The organism is Paraburkholderia sp. A1RI-2L (genome assembly GCF_048957375.1).
In the GTDB taxonomy this organism is placed as follows: Bacteria; Pseudomonadota; Gammaproteobacteria; order Burkholderiales; family Burkholderiaceae; genus Paraburkholderia.
In genome coordinates this window covers 2,963,917-2,979,457 of record NZ_JARBTA010000001.1, presented here as the reverse complement: position 1 = coordinate 2,979,457, position 15,541 = coordinate 2,963,917, and the positions used below count along the sequence as shown (strand labels likewise).

General features: G+C 68.0%; 15 protein-coding genes and 1 riboswitch. Of the genes, 2 read left to right on the top strand and 13 right to left on the bottom strand.

Going from position 1 to position 15,541, the window contains the following annotated elements:
* Nucleotides 1–150 precede the first annotated feature (150 nt).
* The 6 genes from metF to PWP93_RS13585 all read right to left on the bottom strand — a co-directional run bounded on the left by metF (nt 151) and on the right by PWP93_RS13585 (nt 5,413).
* Complete coding sequence (metF, locus tag PWP93_RS13610) at nt 151–981, bottom strand: methylenetetrahydrofolate reductase [NAD(P)H] (RefSeq protein WP_421024983.1); 831 nt, start codon at nt 979–981, stop codon at nt 151–153.
* 53 nt (nt 982–1,034) lie between these two features.
* Nucleotides 1,035–1,388 (bottom strand): phage holin family protein, encoded by a 354-nt coding sequence (locus PWP93_RS13605; RefSeq protein WP_421024984.1) that lies wholly within the window; start codon nt 1,386–1,388, stop codon nt 1,035–1,037.
* A 164-nt stretch (nt 1,389–1,552) separates the two neighbouring features.
* Nucleotides 1,553–2,971: an adenosylhomocysteinase gene (gene ahcY, locus PWP93_RS13600; protein ID WP_421024985.1), complete on the bottom strand. Its 1,419-nt coding sequence runs from the start codon at nt 2,969–2,971 to the stop codon at nt 1,553–1,555.
* A gap of 33 nt (nt 2,972–3,004) precedes the next feature.
* Nucleotides 3,005–3,113: riboswitch (S-adenosyl-L-homocysteine riboswitch) on the bottom strand.
* Between the two features lie 96 nt (nt 3,114–3,209).
* Nucleotides 3,210–3,980 (bottom strand): glycosyltransferase family 2 protein, encoded by a 771-nt coding sequence (locus PWP93_RS13595; RefSeq protein ID WP_421044830.1) that lies wholly within the window; start codon nt 3,978–3,980, stop codon nt 3,210–3,212.
* 194 nt (nt 3,981–4,174) lie between these two features.
* Nucleotides 4,175–4,897 (bottom strand): LrgB family protein, encoded by a 723-nt coding sequence (locus PWP93_RS13590; protein WP_421044829.1) that lies wholly within the window; start codon nt 4,895–4,897, stop codon nt 4,175–4,177.
* Between the two features lie 60 nt (nt 4,898–4,957).
* Nucleotides 4,958–5,413, bottom strand: a complete 456-nt coding sequence (locus tag PWP93_RS13585; protein WP_421044828.1) for a CidA/LrgA family protein — start codon at nt 5,411–5,413, stop codon at nt 4,958–4,960.
* A 141-nt stretch (nt 5,414–5,554) separates the two neighbouring features.
* Here PWP93_RS13585 and PWP93_RS13580 point away from each other — a divergent pair, with 141 nt between their 5' ends.
* On the top strand, nt 5,555–6,505 hold the full coding sequence (locus PWP93_RS13580; protein WP_421044827.1) for a LysR substrate-binding domain-containing protein: 951 nt from the start codon (nt 5,555–5,557) through the stop codon (nt 6,503–6,505).
* A gap of 120 nt (nt 6,506–6,625) precedes the next feature.
* Here the strand turns inward: PWP93_RS13580 and PWP93_RS13575 are convergent, their stop codons facing one another.
* Complete coding sequence (locus PWP93_RS13575) at nt 6,626–8,401, bottom strand: OmpA family protein (RefSeq protein ID WP_421044826.1); 1,776 nt, start codon at nt 8,399–8,401, stop codon at nt 6,626–6,628.
* 235 nt (nt 8,402–8,636) lie between these two features.
* The gene (locus PWP93_RS13570; RefSeq protein WP_421044825.1) at nt 8,637–10,274 is read right to left on the bottom strand and encodes a GMC family oxidoreductase; all 1,638 of its coding nucleotides are present in this window, start codon (nt 10,272–10,274) and stop codon (nt 8,637–8,639) included.
* A 212-nt stretch (nt 10,275–10,486) separates the two neighbouring features.
* Here PWP93_RS13570 and PWP93_RS13565 point away from each other — a divergent pair, with 212 nt between their 5' ends.
* Complete coding sequence (locus PWP93_RS13565) at nt 10,487–11,977, top strand: coniferyl aldehyde dehydrogenase (protein WP_421044824.1); 1,491 nt, start codon at nt 10,487–10,489, stop codon at nt 11,975–11,977.
* Between the two features lie 36 nt (nt 11,978–12,013).
* Here the strand turns inward: PWP93_RS13565 and PWP93_RS13560 are convergent, their stop codons facing one another.
* The 5 genes from PWP93_RS13560 to fliE all read right to left on the bottom strand — a co-directional run bounded on the left by PWP93_RS13560 (nt 12,014) and on the right by fliE (nt 15,525).
* The gene (locus tag PWP93_RS13560) at nt 12,014–12,433 is read right to left on the bottom strand and encodes an EscU/YscU/HrcU family type III secretion system export apparatus switch protein (protein ID WP_421044823.1); all 420 of its coding nucleotides are present in this window, start codon (nt 12,431–12,433) and stop codon (nt 12,014–12,016) included.
* Nucleotides 12,430–14,055 (bottom strand): flagellar hook-length control protein FliK, encoded by a 1,626-nt coding sequence (locus tag PWP93_RS13555; protein ID WP_421044822.1) that lies wholly within the window; start codon nt 14,053–14,055, stop codon nt 12,430–12,432. Before PWP93_RS13555 ends, PWP93_RS13560 begins: the two co-directional genes overlap by 4 nt.
* A 186-nt stretch (nt 14,056–14,241) precedes the next feature.
* Nucleotides 14,242–14,574 carry a flagellar protein FliT gene (locus PWP93_RS13550; protein ID WP_421044821.1) on the bottom strand — a complete coding sequence of 111 codons (333 nt, stop codon included), beginning with the start codon at nt 14,572–14,574 and terminating at the stop codon, nt 14,242–14,244.
* Nucleotides 14,571–15,017, bottom strand: coding sequence for a flagellar export chaperone FliS (gene fliS, locus PWP93_RS13545; RefSeq protein ID WP_421024996.1), 447 nt, complete (start codon nt 15,015–15,017; stop codon nt 14,571–14,573). The genes PWP93_RS13550 and fliS overlap by 4 nt, the downstream gene beginning before the upstream one ends.
* Nucleotides 15,018–15,189: 172 nt before the next feature.
* On the bottom strand, nt 15,190–15,525 hold the full coding sequence (gene fliE, locus PWP93_RS13540) for a flagellar hook-basal body complex protein FliE (RefSeq protein ID WP_035532191.1): 336 nt from the start codon (nt 15,523–15,525) through the stop codon (nt 15,190–15,192).
* Nucleotides 15,526–15,541: the final 16 nt, after the last annotated feature.

Genomic DNA, 15,541 nt, shown 5'->3' with positions numbered 1-15,541 from the left:
GCGGCATCCACGGCCTTTGACGCAGATCACGAGCGCTAGCCGGCACGGCTGCGCATAAAAAAACCGCGCAGCACCCGGTAAAGGATGCCGCGCGGTTTGCATGGCGCCGCACGCAGGCGTCAGGCCAGAACTGAAGGACGCCTAAGGCGCTCACAAATCGAGCCGTTCGCAGATCGCCTTGGTCGCGCCCGCCGCATTGAGCGTGTAGAAGTGCAGCCCCGGCGCGCCGCCTTCGACCAGACGACGGCACAGGTCCGTCACCACGTCGAGGCCGAACGCGCGGATCGACTCGCGGTCGTCGCCGAAACTCTCGAGGCGACGCGCCACCCAGCGCGGCACTTCCGCGCCGCACATTTCCGAGAAGCGCATGAGCTGCGTGTAGTTCGTGATCGGCATGATGCCGGGCACGATGGGCACGTCCACGCCGAGCTTCTTCGCGTCTTCCACGAAGCGGAAGTACGCGTCGCCGTTGAAGAAGTACTGCGTGATGGCCGAGTCCGCGCCGGCCTTCACCTTCTTCGCGAAGGCTTCAAGGTCGTGGCGCGGCGAGCGTGACTGCGGGTGGTACTCGGGATAGCCGGCCACTTCGATGTGGAACGCGTCGCCGGTTTCCTCGCGGATGAACGCCACGAGCTCCGACGCGTAGCGCAGCTCGCCCACTGCGCCCATGCCCGAAGGCAGGTCGCCGCGCAGCGCCACGATGTGGCGGATGCCGTGCGAGCGGTACTGGCGCAGGATCTCGCGCAGGCTGTCCTTGGACGAGCCGATGCACGAGAGGTGCGGTGCCGCGTCGACGCCTTCCTTGGCGATCTCGACGATGGTGTCGAGCGTGCCTTGCTGCGTGGAGCCGCCCGCGCCGAAGGTGACCGAGACGAAGCGCGGCTTGAGCGTGAGCAGTTGCGCGCGCGTGGCGCGCAGCTTTTCGATGCCGTCCGGGGTCTTCGGCGGAAAAAATTCGAATGAGAGTTCGATCGGTTTCATGATCGCTTGGGTGTTAAGCGAGCCGCAGCGCGAGGCTGCGGCCCGTGCATGCATCAGCCGAGGCTGCGGTTGCCGAAAATCAGCGCCGAGAGCAGCCAGGAGACGATGCTGTAGAGGATCGAGCCGAAGAACGCCGACCAGAAGCCCGACACCTCGAAGCCCTTGAGCAGCGACGCCGCGAGCCAGAAGCACAGCGCGTTCACCACGAGAATGAACAGGCCGAGCGTGAGGACGGTCACGGGCAGCGTGAGGATGATGAGCACCGGACGCAGGATAGCGTTGATGAGGCCGAGCACGAGCGCGATGATCAGCGCGGTGCCGAAGCTGCGCACGTGGATCGACGGAACGAGCCAGGTGATGATCAGGAGCGCGAGCGCGTTGATCACCCAGGTCAGCAGCACGGTCATGGGAACTCCTTTTGCGTCGTTGTGATGTGCGCCGCCCGTGGCATGGCGCACGGGCGTTGACACAGCTTCGATCGGGGCACAGCCCTGCATGGGACCGGAGTAAGTGCTAAAGCACTAACTCCGGAGCAAAAGCGGGCTTAAAGCCACAACCCGCTTTGTATCGCTTAGTAACGATAGTGGTTCGGCTTGAACGGACCGTTCTTGTCGACACCGATATACGCGGCCTGATCGTCGGACAGCACGGAGAGGTTCGCGCCGATGCGCGCGAGGTGCAGGCGCGCGACCTTTTCGTCGAGGTGCTTGGGCAGCACATAAACCTTGTTCTCGTACTTCTCGCCCTGCGTGAACAGTTCGATCTGCGCGAGCGTCTGGTTCGTGAACGAGTTCGACATCACGAACGACGGGTGGCCAGTGGCACAGCCGAGGTTCACGAGACGGCCTTCGGCCAGCAGGATCACGCGCTTGCCGTCCGGGAAGATGATGTGGTCGACCTGCGGCTTGATGTTGTCCCACTGGTACTGGCGCGTGGAAGCGACATCGATTTCCGAGTCGAAGTGACCGATATTGCAGACGATCGCGTTGTGGCGCATCGCCTTCATGTGGTCATGACCGATCACATGGTAGTTGCCGGTGGCCGTCACGAAGATGTCGGCCTTGTCGGCGGCGTATTCCATCGTCACGACGCGGTAGCCTTCCATCGCCGCCTGCAGTGCGCAGATCGGATCGATTTCCGTGACCCACACCGTGGCGCCCAGGCCGCGCAGCGATTGCGCGCAGCCCTTGCCCACGTCGCCGTAGCCGGCCACGACCGCGATCTTGCCCGCGATCATCACGTCGGTGGCGCGCTTGATGCCATCCACGAGCGACTCGCGGCAGCCGTACAGGTTGTCGAACTTCGACTTGGTGACCGAGTCGTTCACGTTGATCGCCGGGAACGGCAGACGGCCTTCCTTCTCCATCTGGTACAGGCGGTGCACGCCGGTCGTGGTTTCCTCGGTCACGCCCTTGATCTGCGAAAGGCGCTTCGAGTACCACGTCGGGTCGATGTCGAGGTGCGCGGCGATCGACTTGTAGAGCGCCACTTCCTCTTCATTGGTGGGCTTGGCGATGACCGAGCGGTCCTTTTCAGCCTTGGAGCCGAGGATCAGCAGCAGCGTGGCGTCGCCGCCGTCGTCGAGGATCATGTTGGCGAACTCGCCGTTCGGCCATTCGAAAATGCGGTGCGAGAACTCCCAGTATTCGTCGAGCGATTCGCCCTTGAACGCGAACACGGGCGTGCCGCCGTTGGCGATGGCGGCGGCGGCGTGGTCCTGGGTCGAGAAGATGTTGCACGAGGCCCAGCGCACTTCGGCGCCGAGCGCCTTCAGGGTCTCGATCAGCACGCCGGTCTGGATCGTCATGTGCAGCGAACCGGCGATGCGCGCGCCCTTGAGCGGCTGCTGCGCCTTGTACTCTTCGCGGATTTGCACGAGACCGGGCATTTCGGTTTCGGCGATGTCGAGTTCCTTGCGGCCCCAGCCGGCAAGCGCCATATCGGCGACGACGAAATCGTTGGCTTGATTGTGCGGAACTGCGGCGTTCATCACGCCCTCCTTTCTAAAAGTGACTAGAAATTAAAGACGTGAGCGCCGTTTTCAGTGCGATTGCTCCTCAAGGAGCCAACCGGATTGAGCACCTTCGAGCCTGGCGGATCACAGAAAATCCGTCGCAACGCTCCTCGAAGGCGAGGCGTGATTGTAGCAAAACGAGACGGCCAGTTGGACGGCTCGCGCGTGACCAGGCGTTTAGCACCCCAGCACGCCGCGCGTGGAATCAGCGGATTCAGCCAGCGGGATGGGCGAGATCCAGTGCGCGCATCTGCCGGACGCTCGCGAGCGCCGCGTCGAGAAAGGCCTGCGAGCAGCGCACCGTTTCGGCTGTCGCGGCCGGGTCCGCCTGGGCGAAGCCCATCTGGATGTTCAGGAAGCGCTCCGCATGAATGCCGTCGTGGTAATGCATGCGCACCTGCTTGTGGCCCGTGAAGCGGCGCTGCCCGAAAATCTCGCGCAGCGCCCACGAGAACGCGCCGTCTTCGCCGCCGTGCCGGCGGAAGAACTCGTCCATCGGGAAGCCGCCCAGCGCGAGAAAGGCGCTGCGGCGGATCACGAGGCTGCTCGGCACCGTGTTGCTGAGCACGTCCGCGTACTTCTCGAAGTCCGGATGGGTCGTCAGCCGCGCGGGAAAGCCCACATAGTCGATGTCGAGCCGGATCGCCGCTTCGCGCGGATGCTGCTCCAGATGCGCATGGGCGGCGGCGAGCGCGCCGGGCAGGTATTCGTCGTCGGCGTCGAGAAACGCGAGGAGCGGCGCGGCCGTGTGCAGCGCCGCCCAGTTGCGCGCACGCGCCGCGCCGCCGTTGCTCGCCGTCTGCAGCAGGTGCACGCGCGGGTCGCGCAGGGCATGCGCGCGGGCGATGGAGGCGGAAGCGTCGGTCGAGCCGTCGTCGACGACGAAAATATGAGTGGCCTCCGGTTGCTCGCGGCAGCTCTCGAGCGCGCGCGCCAGCGTGGCGGCGCCGTCGAAGCACGGGATGATGATCGAAATCGGGGACATGGGCGGCGGCGGCTTTAGGCTATCGGCTATCGGCTTTAGGCGGCAATGAGCCGCATGATCCGCGGCGATTCGCAGCAATTTACGGCAATACCCCGGATCATAGGCGGGTCGCGAAATCGCGAATGCTGGGCGGCCGCCACGCAACGGTCCGCCCAAGTCCCTTTCCCCCCTGCACCGGGGAAAAGGCGGCGCGCCTAAACCGGCAGGAAGCCGAGCGCCGGCGCGAGCAGCACCATCACCACGCCCGCTATCATCATCGTGAGGCTCGACACCACGCCTTCCTCGCTGCCCAGTTCGCGCGCCTTCGCGGTGCCCACGCCGTGCGCCGCCGCGCCGAACAGTGCGCCGCGCGCGAGCCGCGTGCGCAGCGGCACGAGGCCGAGCACCAGTTCGCCGAACAACATCCCGCACACGCCGGTTGCGATCACGAAGAGCGCGGTGAGGTCGCGCGGCGCGTGAATCTTGTCGGAGACCGCGAGCGCGAACGGCGTGGAAACCGAGCGCGTCATCAGGCTGCGCTGCAATTCGGGCGACAGGTGCAGCAGCTTGGCGAGCGCGAGCGAGCCGCCCACGCCCACTGCGATGCCCACCGTCACGCCCACGGCCAGCGAGATCCAGTGACGCTTGAGCAGAGCGCGGTATTCGTGGATCGGCACGGCGAACGCCACGGTGGCCGGGCCGAGCAGCCACATGAGCCAGCGCGTGTCCCGGAAGTAGACCGGATACGGAATATGGAGCAGCAGCACGATCGCCGCGAGCACGGCCGGCACCGCGACGACCGGCGTGAGCCACGGCGTGCGAAAGCGCGCGTAAAGCGCCTTCGAGGCGAAATAGAGCACGACCGTGACGATGAAGCAGCCGGCGGCGATCAGCCGCGAGGCATCGTCGGCGAACAGGGATGTGTAGAACTGGGTCATGACGGGGTCATCCTTGCTGGTGGGACATCAAGACGCTCATGCAGACGCTTGTGCGGACGCTCAGGCCGCGTGCCGGGTCTGGCGCGCGTGATGCACGCGGCGCAGCGCGAGGCGGCGCTCCAGCCGCGCGGCCTGTTCCACCGCGAAAGCCACGGCCACCATCACCATCAGCGTGCCGCCGATCACCACCAGCGCGAGGCGCCAGCCGTCGGCGCGAAAGAGGCCGCCGTATTGCACCGCCGCCACGGCGGCGGGGATGAAGAACAGCAGCATGTCCGAGAGCAGCCAGTCCGCGCCCGCCTTCACCCAGCGCGGCGTCACGCCGCCGCAAAAGAGCAGCGCGAGCAGCAGCACCAGACCCACCACCCCGCCCGGCACGGGCAAGTGCGCCGCGCGAACGAGCGCATCAGCGGCGACCCAGACCCCGCAGAGCAGCGCCGCCTGCGCAGCAATCCGGCCGGTGCGTGCGAGTCCGCCCGTCGGCGCGGTCCGTGCAGAAGTGTTCGGTGCGGTCATGGCAAACCCTAAGTGACAGTGCAATGGAAGTCAGTATATGGCTCTCAACTGCATAAATAAAATGACTTAACATTATTAAATACATTCCATAATGGAATACGATGCGCTGACGTGCACCGGCAGACATGAGGAGGCAAGACCATGGAATTGCGCGCGCTTCGTTATTTCATCGAAGTCGTGCGGCAGCAGAGCTTCACGATCGCCGCCGAACAATTGCACGTGACCCAGCCCACCATCAGCAAGATGGTGAAGACGCTGGAGGACGAGACCGGCACCCCGCTGCTGCTGCGCGACGCGCGCCAGATGGTGCTCACCGACGCCGGACGCATCGTCTATCAGCGCGGTCAGGACGTGCTCGCCGCGCAAGCGCGCCTGCAAGCCGAACTCGCCGATCTGGGCACGCTCGGGCGCGGCGAACTCACCATCGGCATTCCGCCGATGGGCGGGTCGCTGTTCACGCCCGCCATTGCCGCGTTCCGCCAGCGTTATCCGAAGATCGAACTCAAGCTGTTCGAACAAGGCTCGCGCGCAATCGAGGCCGCGCTCATCTCGGGGGAGCTCGAACTGGGGGGCGTGCTGCTGCCGGTCGACCCCGACCAGATCGACGTGCTGCCGATGTCGCACGAACTCCTGTGGCTGGTCGCGTCGCGCGGCTCGCGCTGGGACGGCGCGCCGGGCGTGCCGCTCGCCGACCTCGCCCGCGAGCCGTTCGTGTTCTACGGCGAGAGCCTCGCGCTGAACGATGTCGTGCTCGCCGCCTGCCGCACGGCGGGCTTCACGCCGCAAATCGTGGGCCGCAGCGGCCACTGGGACCTGATGGCGGCGCTCGTGCTCGCCGGTGTGGGCATCGCGCTGCTGCCTGCGCCTTATGTGCGCCGCCTCGACGCGGCGCGCTTCACCTGCCTGCCCGTCACCGATCCGCAGATCGCATGGGACATGGCCATCGGCTGGAAGCGCAACGGCTATCTTTCGCATGCCGCGCGCGCGTGGCTGGGCGTCGCGCGCGAGGAATACGGCAAGCCATCGACGTTCCTCGACGACTTCGTGCGTCCGCCCGGCCTGGAAAAACCCGCCGACGAGGCACGCCCATGAAAAAGAGCCATCCGGCTCGCGCCGGACGGCTCTTTACGCGTTTTCTTATGGGTGGTCTCCCCGCACTGCGCGCCGCGTAACGCGCTTTGCGCTTACTGCGTGCTGCTTACGCCTTACCGCTTACTGCTGTGCCACGAACTCGATGCGGCGGTTGCGAAAACGTCCGCTCTCGGTGTCGTTGCTGTCGATGGGATGGGCCTCGCCGTAACCCTCGGCCGTGAGCGTCGAGGCATTCACGCCTTGCGCGACCAGCCAGGTGCGCACGGCCTGCGCGCGCCGTTTGGAGAGCGCGAGATTGCCCGCCTTGTCGCCGACGTTATCCGAATAGCCCGCCACTTCGAGCTTGACCGGCTTGCCTTCCTTCGCGCATGCGTTGAGCACCTTGGCCGACTGGCGCAGATCCTCGCCAGCCGTTGCCGGGATGATCGTGCTGCCGGTTGCGAAGTTCACCACTTGCAGGTTGAGCACCTTCACGACGTCGGCCGAAGCACACGAGGCATCCGGACCGAACAGCCCCTTCACCGCGTCGCGGAATGACTGCGTGGCGTCGGCCACGGCCTTCTGCACGTTGAACACGCCGATGTCGAAGCCGGTGCCGAACAGCGCCTTGAGCTTGTCGAGCCAGCCCAGTTTGGCGTCCGCCGCCGCGCCGCTCAGCTCGACGTGCGAGCCGTCGATCTTCACTTCGGCGCCGGGCAGCGCGAACAGCGGCAGCAGGCCGTCGAGATGCGCAAGCCACGCGGCAGGCTTCGTTGCGGCATCGGCGGTCACGTTGGCGTTGAACTTGCCTTCGCCGAGCTGCTTCGTGAGCGCGTCGATGAGCTGGGTTTTCTCTTCCTGCGTGCCCACGGTCGCGGTGATGGTCGGCACGCCGGCCTTGTCGACCGTGAACGAGAGGTGCGAATCCTGCGTGGGCGCAGGGGCGGCCTCGCTCGCCGACGAAGCTGCGCCGGCAGCGGCCGCGGCGGCATCCGATGCCGCAGCTGCCACGGCCGGCGCGGCGTCCGATGCCTGCGAAGCCGCACCCGTCACGACAGCGGCGCTCGCGTCCGATGCGGCTTCCGCCGCCGGTGCGACGTCCGAAGCGGCCTGGGTCGCTCCGGTCTGGGTGGTGTCCTCGGCGTTGTCGCGCTGGCACGAGCGCAGCGCGAAGAACGCGATGATCACGGCGATCGCGGCCAGCAGCCACCACAGCCACGAATGTCCGCGCGCGGCGGGCTTGGCCTGCGGCTCGGGGGGCACGACCGTCTGCGGCGGCACGGCAGCCGGAACCGGCCGCACGACCGGCTCCGGATGGCTCAGGTGCGCCGAAACGTCTTTCAGACGCGCGATGATCGAATCCGCGAAGGCCGCTGCCGAGCCGAGGCCCACGGCTTGCGCGAGACGGTCGGTGAGGCTCGCGTTGACCGACGAGAGTTGATGGCCGAGCAGCGTGGGCAATTGTCCGACCACGCCCTGCGAGGCCGTGAAGTGATGCTTCAGAATGCCCATGATCGCCGCGCCGACCACGCCGGTCAGCGAGAAGACCGTCGACTGCGCCGCGCCGGTTTGCACGGCCACGGCGTCGGCGAGCGCGCCGACATTGACGCCCGCGGCCTTCTGGATCAGCTCGCGGCCCGCGGTTTCGAGCAGGCTCACGCCCGAGGTGCTCGCGAGCAGGTCGGGCAGTTGCTTGCCGATCTGCGCGTTGACGTCCGGCGACATGATGGTGGAAAAGAGGCCGCGCGCGCCTTCGGCCGTGCTGCCGCGCTGCATGATCGCGGCGACGATGGCCGGAGCGGCGGCGCTCGCAACCTTGCGCGTGAGATCGGGCGCGAGGCCGAAGCGGCCAGCGAGTGTGCGCACGACATCGTCGCTCAGAACCGTTTCCAGCAGTTGAAAGACGTTGATGCTCATCGAGGCGGGTTCTCCAGTTCGCGGACGCGCCAGCTGACACGCCCAAGTCGGGGGCGATTATAGGGAGTCCGAAATCTCGAAAATGGGGCGAACCCGTGCCCCGCACACTCTTTGACGAAAACCTTTCGATTGCGCGGGGCTTCGTCAAGGCGAGGCCGAAACGAGGCGCATTGCGCCTCGTTCCGATGAGCCGCGTACCTGCTCGCAAACGTGCAGGAGAGCCGGAAGCCAGCAGTCAGGCGATGACGGTTGGGCTGTGCGTTGTCGTGTCGGCGCGCCGGCTCGCGGCGATGAAATCGGCGGCGCGCTCGCCGATCATCACCGTCGGCGCGTTGGTGTTGCCGCCGATCAGCGTCGGCATGATCGACGCGTCGGCGATGCGCAAATGCGTCACGCCGCGCACGCGCAACTGCGCATCGACGACCGAGCGCGCGTCGCCGCCCATGCGGCAGGTGGCGACGGGGTGATAGATCGTGTCGGCGTGCGCCGCGATGGCCGCACGCAGTTCGGCGTCGCTCTGATGCGCATGCGTATAAAGCTCGCGGCCGCCCATTTGCGCGAGCGCGGGCGCGTCGAGAATGCGCCGCGCGAGACGCGCGCCTTGCACCAGCAGATCGAGATCGCGCGCATCGGAGAAAAAGCGCGGATCGATCACGGGCGCGACGCGCGCATCGGCGCTCGCGAGCGTGACCGTGCCGCGGCTCACCGGGCGCAGCACGCACACATGCAGCGAGTAGCCGTGGCCCCAGTGCAGGCGGCGGCTATGGTCGTCGACGAGCGCGGTGCAAAAGTGCAGTTGCAAATCGGGCCGCTCGAGCTCCGGGCGGCTCTTCAGGAAGCCGCCCGCCTCCGCCACGTTGGTCGTGAACATGCCGCGCCGCCCGCGCAAGTAGCGCACGAGCCCGGGCACCATTCGTGCGAGGCCGCGCAGCGAATAACCCACGGTCTCGCTCGAATGCACGCGCTTGTTGAACGTGAAGTCGATATGGTCGATCAGGTTGCGGCCCACCTCGGGCGCGTCGTGGCGCACCGCGATGCCCTGCGCGCGCAGTGGCTCTCCCGGGCCGATGCCCGAACACATCAGCAGCTGCGGCGAATTGAACGCGCCCGCCGCGAGAATCACCTCGGCGCGCGCTTCGAGCGTTTCGGTGCGTGCGCCGCGCGCCACTTCGACGCCGCTTGCGCGCGTGCCATCGAACGTGACGCGCAGCGCGATGGCGTCGGCGATCAGATGGAGATTCGGGTGCCTGCCCTGTGTGTCATACAAATAGGCGCGCGCCACCGTGCAGCGCTCGCCGCCGCGCTGCGTCACCTGGTAGAAGCCCACGCCCTCCTGCTGGGCGCCGTTGAAGTCGTCGTTGGCGGGAAAGCCGGCCTCGCGCGCAGCCTGCACGAAGCGCTCCGCCACCGGATTGCGCTCGCGCAGATCGGACACCGCGAGCGGGCCGCCCGCGCCGTGCCAGGCGCTCGCGCCGCGCGCATTGTCCTCGGCGCGCAGGAAGTACGGCAGCACGTCGTCCCACGCCCACCCCGCGCAGCCCAACTGGGCCCATTCGTCGTAATCGAGCGGATGGCCGCGCGTGTAGATCATCGCGTTGATGGCGCTGGAGCCGCCGAAGCCGCGTCCGCGCGGCTGATAGCCGCGACGGCCCGCCAGACCCGGCTGGGGCACGGTCTCGTAGGCGTAGTTGTTCTTCGAGCGCCGCGGCACCAGCGCCGCAACGCCCATCGGCATGTTGACGAACGGGTTGCGCGCCGTGTGCGGCCCCGCTTCGACGAGCGCGATGCTCGCCTCGGGACAATGCGCCGCCAGCCGCCCGGCCAGCGCTGCGCCGCCCGAGCCGCCGCCTACGATGACGTAGTCGTATTGCATGCCTCCTCCCTGGATGCGGCGTGGCATGCAAAACGCGCAGAAAGCACGCTCGATGCACGCTCGTTCGATTTCGCTTTTTCGCGCATTGTAGGAAGCGTTGTCGGATTGGGTCAGCTTTTATGTCAGAACCTTTCCTCTAATCGTCGGAGCGTGCAGGCAGCACGCGCGCGACTACCATGAAAGGCCGCAGCGCCCTTCCACCAGGACCGACCATGAAACAGGATTTGCCCGCAGCACTCGCGCGTCACGACGGCAACGACAGCGGCGGCGAGCGCAGCCGCGGCACGCCGGGTTCCGCGGGCGACAATCCGCGTGAATCGCTGCATGCCTTGCTCGCCGCGCAGCGCGCGGCGTATCTGCGCGCGCCGTTTCCGGCGTGGAGCGAGCGTGCGCGCAACCTGCGGGCGCTGCGCGACGTGCTGTTCGCCCACCAGGACGCGCTGGCCGAGGCGATGAACACGGACTTCGGCCAGCGCTCGAAAGCCGAGGTCGCGCTGGCCGAGTTCATGGTGCTCAAGCAGGAAATCGACGCCGCGCTCAAGCACGGTGCGCGCTGGATGCGCCCGCAGCGCCGCAGCGTCGGCAAATGGCTCGCGCCGGGCCGCGCACGCGTGGTGCCGCAGCCGCTCGGGGTGGCGGGCATCGTCGTGCCGTGGAACTATCCGCTGCTGCTCGGCGCGAGCCCGCTCGTGTGCGCGCTCGCGGCGGGCAACCGCGCGATGATCAAGATGTCGGAGCTTACGCCGCGCACCTCGGCGCTGTTCGAAGAGCTGATGAGCCGGACCTTTGCGCGCGACCATGTGGCGGTCGTGAACGGCGACGCCGCCGTGGGCGCGGCGTTCACGTCGCTGCCGTTCGACCACTTGCTGTTCACGGGCTCGACGCGCGTGGGCCACGAAGTGATGCGCGCGGCCGCCGCGAACCTCACGCCGGTCACGCTGGAGCTGGGCGGCAAGTCGCCCGTGCTGATCGGCGAGCACGCGCGCTTCGACTATGCCGTCGACAGCCTGCTGCTCGGCAAGACGCTGAACGCGGGGCAAACCTGCATCGCGCCCGACTACGTGCTGCTGCCGCGCGGCAGCGAGGACGCCTTCATCGCCCGGGCGCGCACGCGCTTTGGCGAGCTCTACCCCGCCTTCGCGAACAACCGCGACTACACGTCGATCATCTCGGCGCGCCACTACGAGCGGCTCGAACGCCTCGCCGACGAAGCGCGCGCCGAAGGCGCGCAACTGCATGAACTCGGTCCGCGCGACGCCGCCACGCGGCGCTTCGCGCCCGTGATCGTGACGGAAGCGGGCGAGCACACGCAGCTGATGCAGGAGGAGATCTTCGGGCCGCTGTTGCCGCTCGTGCCTTACGACTCGCTCGACGCAGCGATCCACTACGTGAATGCGCGCCCGCGGCCGCTCGCGCTCTACCTCTACGCCGACGATGCGCGCACCGTCGAGCGCGTGACGCGCGAGACCGTGGCGGGCGGCATGTCGGTGAATGAGACGCTCATGCATATCGCGGCCGAGGGGCTGCCGTTCGGCGGCGTCGGCCCGAGCGGCATGGGCGCGTATCACGGCTACGAGGGCTTTGCCACGTTCTCGCAGATGAAGCCCGTGTTCACGCAGGCGCGGCTGAACGCGCGGCGGCTGATCGCGCCGCCTTACGGCAAGCGGTTTGGGTTGCTGATCAAGGCGATGTTGAAGTTCTAGCTTGAAGTCCTGGCGGGGCGCATGCCGCAAACACCGCTAGCGCGGCAGCGCGGGCAGGCGCAACGGGTTGCCCGCGAGCGACTTGGCGTCCGGCAGCCGCGATCGCGACGCCGTCTGGGTCGCCGCTTGGGTCGCTTGGGTCGCTTGTGCCGCCTGTTCCGTTTGCGCAGCGTGTTGCGCCTCGCTTTCCGCCGCCTCGAGCCCATGCAGCCACGCAAGCAGTTCCGCCACGGCCTGATAAAGCTGCGGCGGGATCTGCGAATCCAGATCCACCTGCATCAGCAGCGAGACCATCTCCGGCGCTTCGTGCACGTAGAGGCCCGCTTCCTTCGCGCGCTGCACGATCATCTCGGCCACGAGCCCATAGCCTTTCGCGACCACGCGCGGCGCACCGTCACGCGCGACCGGGTCGTCGTAGGCGAGTGCGGCGGCGCTTCTGCGATGCGTGCGGCTCATCCGAGCTCCCAATCTGTCGAGTCCGTGGCGTGCGGCGCATCGGCCGCGTGCGCCGGCGATGCCGCATGCGTCGCCTCAGCGGCACGCGCATACGCACCGGCGGCCCACATGCCGTCCACGCCTGCTGCGCCACCCATGCCGTTCATGCCGCCCGCGCCGCCGATCTCGCGGATCGACAGCCCCGCGAGCGCGAGCCCCAGCGCTTCGAGCCGCCCGCGCAGCGCCTCGCTGTGCGCGCTGAGGCGCTGCGCGCCGCCCGGGCTCGCCTGCACGCGCACCGAGAGCGTCGAGCCCGTGAGCGCAAGCTCCGCGTCGACGGTGCCCAGCGCCGGCAGTGCCAGCGTGAGACGCGTGCGCCATGGCGTTTCGTCTTCGTCGGCAGCGCGCCCCGCGCGCGGATCTTGCCGGGTGTGGCGCTCGTCGTCGTCCGGCTGGATGCTCCAGTCGAGCCGCACGCCCGGCCATGCCACGCCGGTCCAGCGAAATTCCCCGGTCGCGAGCAAGTCGAGTTGTTGACGCACGAGCGGCAGCAACGCGCCGTGCACGCCCACTCCCGCGCCGGCCCCGGCGAGCGTGCGGGCGGCGGGCAGCAGCGCATCGGCGAGCGCGGCTACCGTGCTGCCGCCGGCGCGCTCCCCCTCCTCGGCGAGCCCATCGGCATTGGCTTCGCCGCGCGCGCCCGAGGCCGCTGTCCCCGCGGCGTTGGCCGTGCTGCCCGCCCGCGCGCCTTGCTGGGCGGCGCTGGGCAGATCGGTCCACAGCACGTCGGCGATGTCGTCGGCGGCGAGATTCCGGTCGGCCGCAAATTCGAGCGGCAACTGCGCGCTGCCGCCGGTCAGGCGGTTCTGCGGTTCGTCGGCGAGCTCTCCGGGCGTGCGCTGGCCGCGCAGCCATTGGGCGAGATGCGATTCGTAGAAGAGCCCGCTCGACGCCACCGTCTGCGCAAGCGTGGCCGCCAGCGCGGCAACCGGGCCGGATTGCATGGCGGGTGCGGCGCGCTGGGCCGCTTGTGCGCCTTGCGTGCCTTGTGCGCCCTGCGGCGGCGAGGACGGCGCGGCGCCTTGGGCGCCGCCCGGGCCGGCGGTCATGCCGCCACTTTCAGCTGCATTCGCAGCCGCCGCGCTACTCGCACCGGCAGCACCTTCGGCGTCTTGCGCGCTGCCTGGCAGTCCAGCCTGCGCCGCCCCAGCCGTCGAGGCCTCCAGGTCGGCAAGCAGCGCGGCCTCCAGCGCCTGGACTTGGGCTTGTGCCGGGTCCGTGGCCCCCGTCTGGGCAGTGGAATTCGCGAGGCCCGGCAGCGGCAGCGAGCCAGTGTCTGCCGCCATCGCCTGGCCGGCAGCCGCCGGATCGGCCCAGATCGGCGCGCGCCCGACCACGGCGGGCGTGGCCTCGCCGCCCGAGCGGATGATCGCGTCGAGCGCGAGCGCGACGGCGGAAAGCACCGTTTGCGCCGATGCCTGCGGCGAGCCGGCGTTGCGCGGATCGGCCAGCGCGGCCGCGCCGCCGGTGAGCGCGGAAACGCCTGCCTGCGCGGCGCCCGCGCTGCCCTGGGAGCCCGCCGCGCCCAGGGCGCCTATGCGGCTCGCGAGCAGCGCCGCAGCGCTCGTATCGATTCCGTTCATGCGGAGCGTGGCCCGCACGGGCCAGGTTGTGCGCCGCGCGTCCTATGCGGCGACGCGGCGCTGTCAATATTCGTGCGCGAGCGTGTCGGCTCGTGCTTGTGCCGTGCGTGCTGCTTCGCGCCAATCGGCTTTGGTTCGCCGCGCACAGGCGCCCCGACGGCATCGGAGGCCTCGCGCGACCCGGCCCTAGGGCGCGCCGTACAGCTCCTGCAACACCCGCGACGGCTGCGCGGTGCCCTGAAAGAGCGCCGCCAGGCGCGCCATGCACGGGCTCGCGAGGTCGCGGATCGCGGCGTCATCGGCGAGGATCTGCCGGATCAGTTCGTACTTGCGCGTGCGCTCCGCGGCGGTGAGCCGGATGCCGAAATCGGCGTTCCTGAGCGCGTCCACCAGGCGCCGGTACTCCTCCTGAAGGCCGATCAGCTCGTTCCAGCTTGCGCCGCGCGCGGCATGGAGCATCTGCTCCGAGACCGCCGCAATCGCCTCGTAGCGGGCAAAGTAGTCTGCTTTCGAATTCATCTCGTCAATGAACCGGGCACGGGCGCGGACGACTCTCTCGCCATCCGCTCCACTTCCGGCGCAATCCCCAACCAGGCTTCCTCGAGCGTCGCCAGCAGGCCGTCGACTTCGACCAGCATGGATTCGCTCTGTTGAATGTTCGCTTCGAGCAGGCGTCGCGTCATGTAACCGTAAAGTGCGTTCAGGCGCTGCGCGACTTCTCCGCCCGCCTCGACGTTCAACGCCAGCTGAAGCCCGCTTTCGACAATCCGGATGGCCTTGCCAATCGCCTCGCCGCGCGGGCCCACATTGCCCATTTGCAGATGCATGCGGGCTTGCGCAATCGCCTTGCGCGCGCCTTCGTACAGGAGCGCGATCAGCTTGTGCGGACTCGCGCCCATGACCCCTGTTTCGACACCCACGCGTGCATAAGCGTTGGCTCCAGACTGTGCAGGGGAAAACATCGGCGCTTCTCCTTCGAACGTTCGGCTATGGATACGGTGCATCCGGCCCTTTGCCTTGCGTGGCGCGTGCCGGGTATAGCCGTGTTATCGGAACGGCGCGGGAGAAGCTTTAATGTCTTTGAAAGTACGCAGGCGCGACACCGGCGGCCAGTCACTCACCCCTGGCTGGCCGCTAGACCTGGATCTGCATGATGTCCGTGTAGGCCGCAACGAGCTTGTTGCGCACCTGCAGGCCGAACTGGAAGCCGACATTGGCCTTCTGCATGTCGACCATGACGTCGTTGAGCGAAACGTTGCCGGCCCCGAGCTCGAACGCCTGGGACTCGCCCACGGCCTTTTGCTGATCGGCGCTGATCTTGTCGATGGACGACTTGAGCGCCGCGGCGAAGCCGCCCGCGGTGGCCGCGCCCGAGCCGACGTCGGCGGCGCTGGTATCGCTTGCCGCCTGGGCGGCCATGGACTGCATCTGCGCAAGGGCCGACGTGAGTGGGTTGACTGGCACGGTCATGTTTGCTCCACGAATA

Coding starts and splice junctions, on each gene's coding strand:
- PWP93_RS13560 (WP_421044823.1), bottom strand. CDS start 12,433: ATGAGCCGCACGCATCGCAGAAGCGCCGCCGCACTCGCCTACGACGAC.
- PWP93_RS13575 (WP_421044826.1), bottom strand. CDS start 8,401: ATGAGCATCAACGTCTTTCAACTGCTGGAAACGGTTCTGAGCGACGAT.
- PWP93_RS13590 (WP_421044829.1), bottom strand. CDS start 4,897: ATGACCCAGTTCTACACATCCCTGTTCGCCGACGATGCCTCGCGGCTG.
- PWP93_RS13550 (WP_421044821.1), bottom strand. CDS start 14,574: ATGAATTCGAAAGCAGACTACTTTGCCCGCTACGAGGCGATTGCGGCG.
- PWP93_RS13580 (WP_421044827.1), top strand. CDS start 5,555: ATGGAATTGCGCGCGCTTCGTTATTTCATCGAAGTCGTGCGGCAGCAG.
- PWP93_RS13585 (WP_421044828.1), bottom strand. CDS start 5,413: ATGACCGCACCGAACACTTCTGCACGGACCGCGCCGACGGGCGGACTC.
- PWP93_RS13555 (WP_421044822.1), bottom strand. CDS start 14,055: ATGAACGGAATCGATACGAGCGCTGCGGCGCTGCTCGCGAGCCGCATA.
- PWP93_RS13565 (WP_421044824.1), top strand. CDS start 10,487: ATGAAACAGGATTTGCCCGCAGCACTCGCGCGTCACGACGGCAACGAC.
- fliE (WP_035532191.1), bottom strand. CDS start 15,525: ATGACCGTGCCAGTCAACCCACTCACGTCGGCCCTTGCGCAGATGCAG.
- PWP93_RS13570 (WP_421044825.1), bottom strand. CDS start 10,274: ATGCAATACGACTACGTCATCGTAGGCGGCGGCTCGGGCGGCGCAGCG.
- PWP93_RS13595 (WP_421044830.1), bottom strand. CDS start 3,980: ATGTCCCCGATTTCGATCATCATCCCGTGCTTCGACGGCGCCGCCACG.
- PWP93_RS13605 (WP_421024984.1), bottom strand. CDS start 1,388: ATGACCGTGCTGCTGACCTGGGTGATCAACGCGCTCGCGCTCCTGATC.
- metF (WP_421024983.1), bottom strand. CDS start 981: ATGAAACCGATCGAACTCTCATTCGAATTTTTTCCGCCGAAGACCCCG.
- fliS (WP_421024996.1), bottom strand. CDS start 15,017: ATGTTTTCCCCTGCACAGTCTGGAGCCAACGCTTATGCACGCGTGGGT.
- ahcY (WP_421024985.1), bottom strand. CDS start 2,971: ATGAACGCCGCAGTTCCGCACAATCAAGCCAACGATTTCGTCGTCGCC.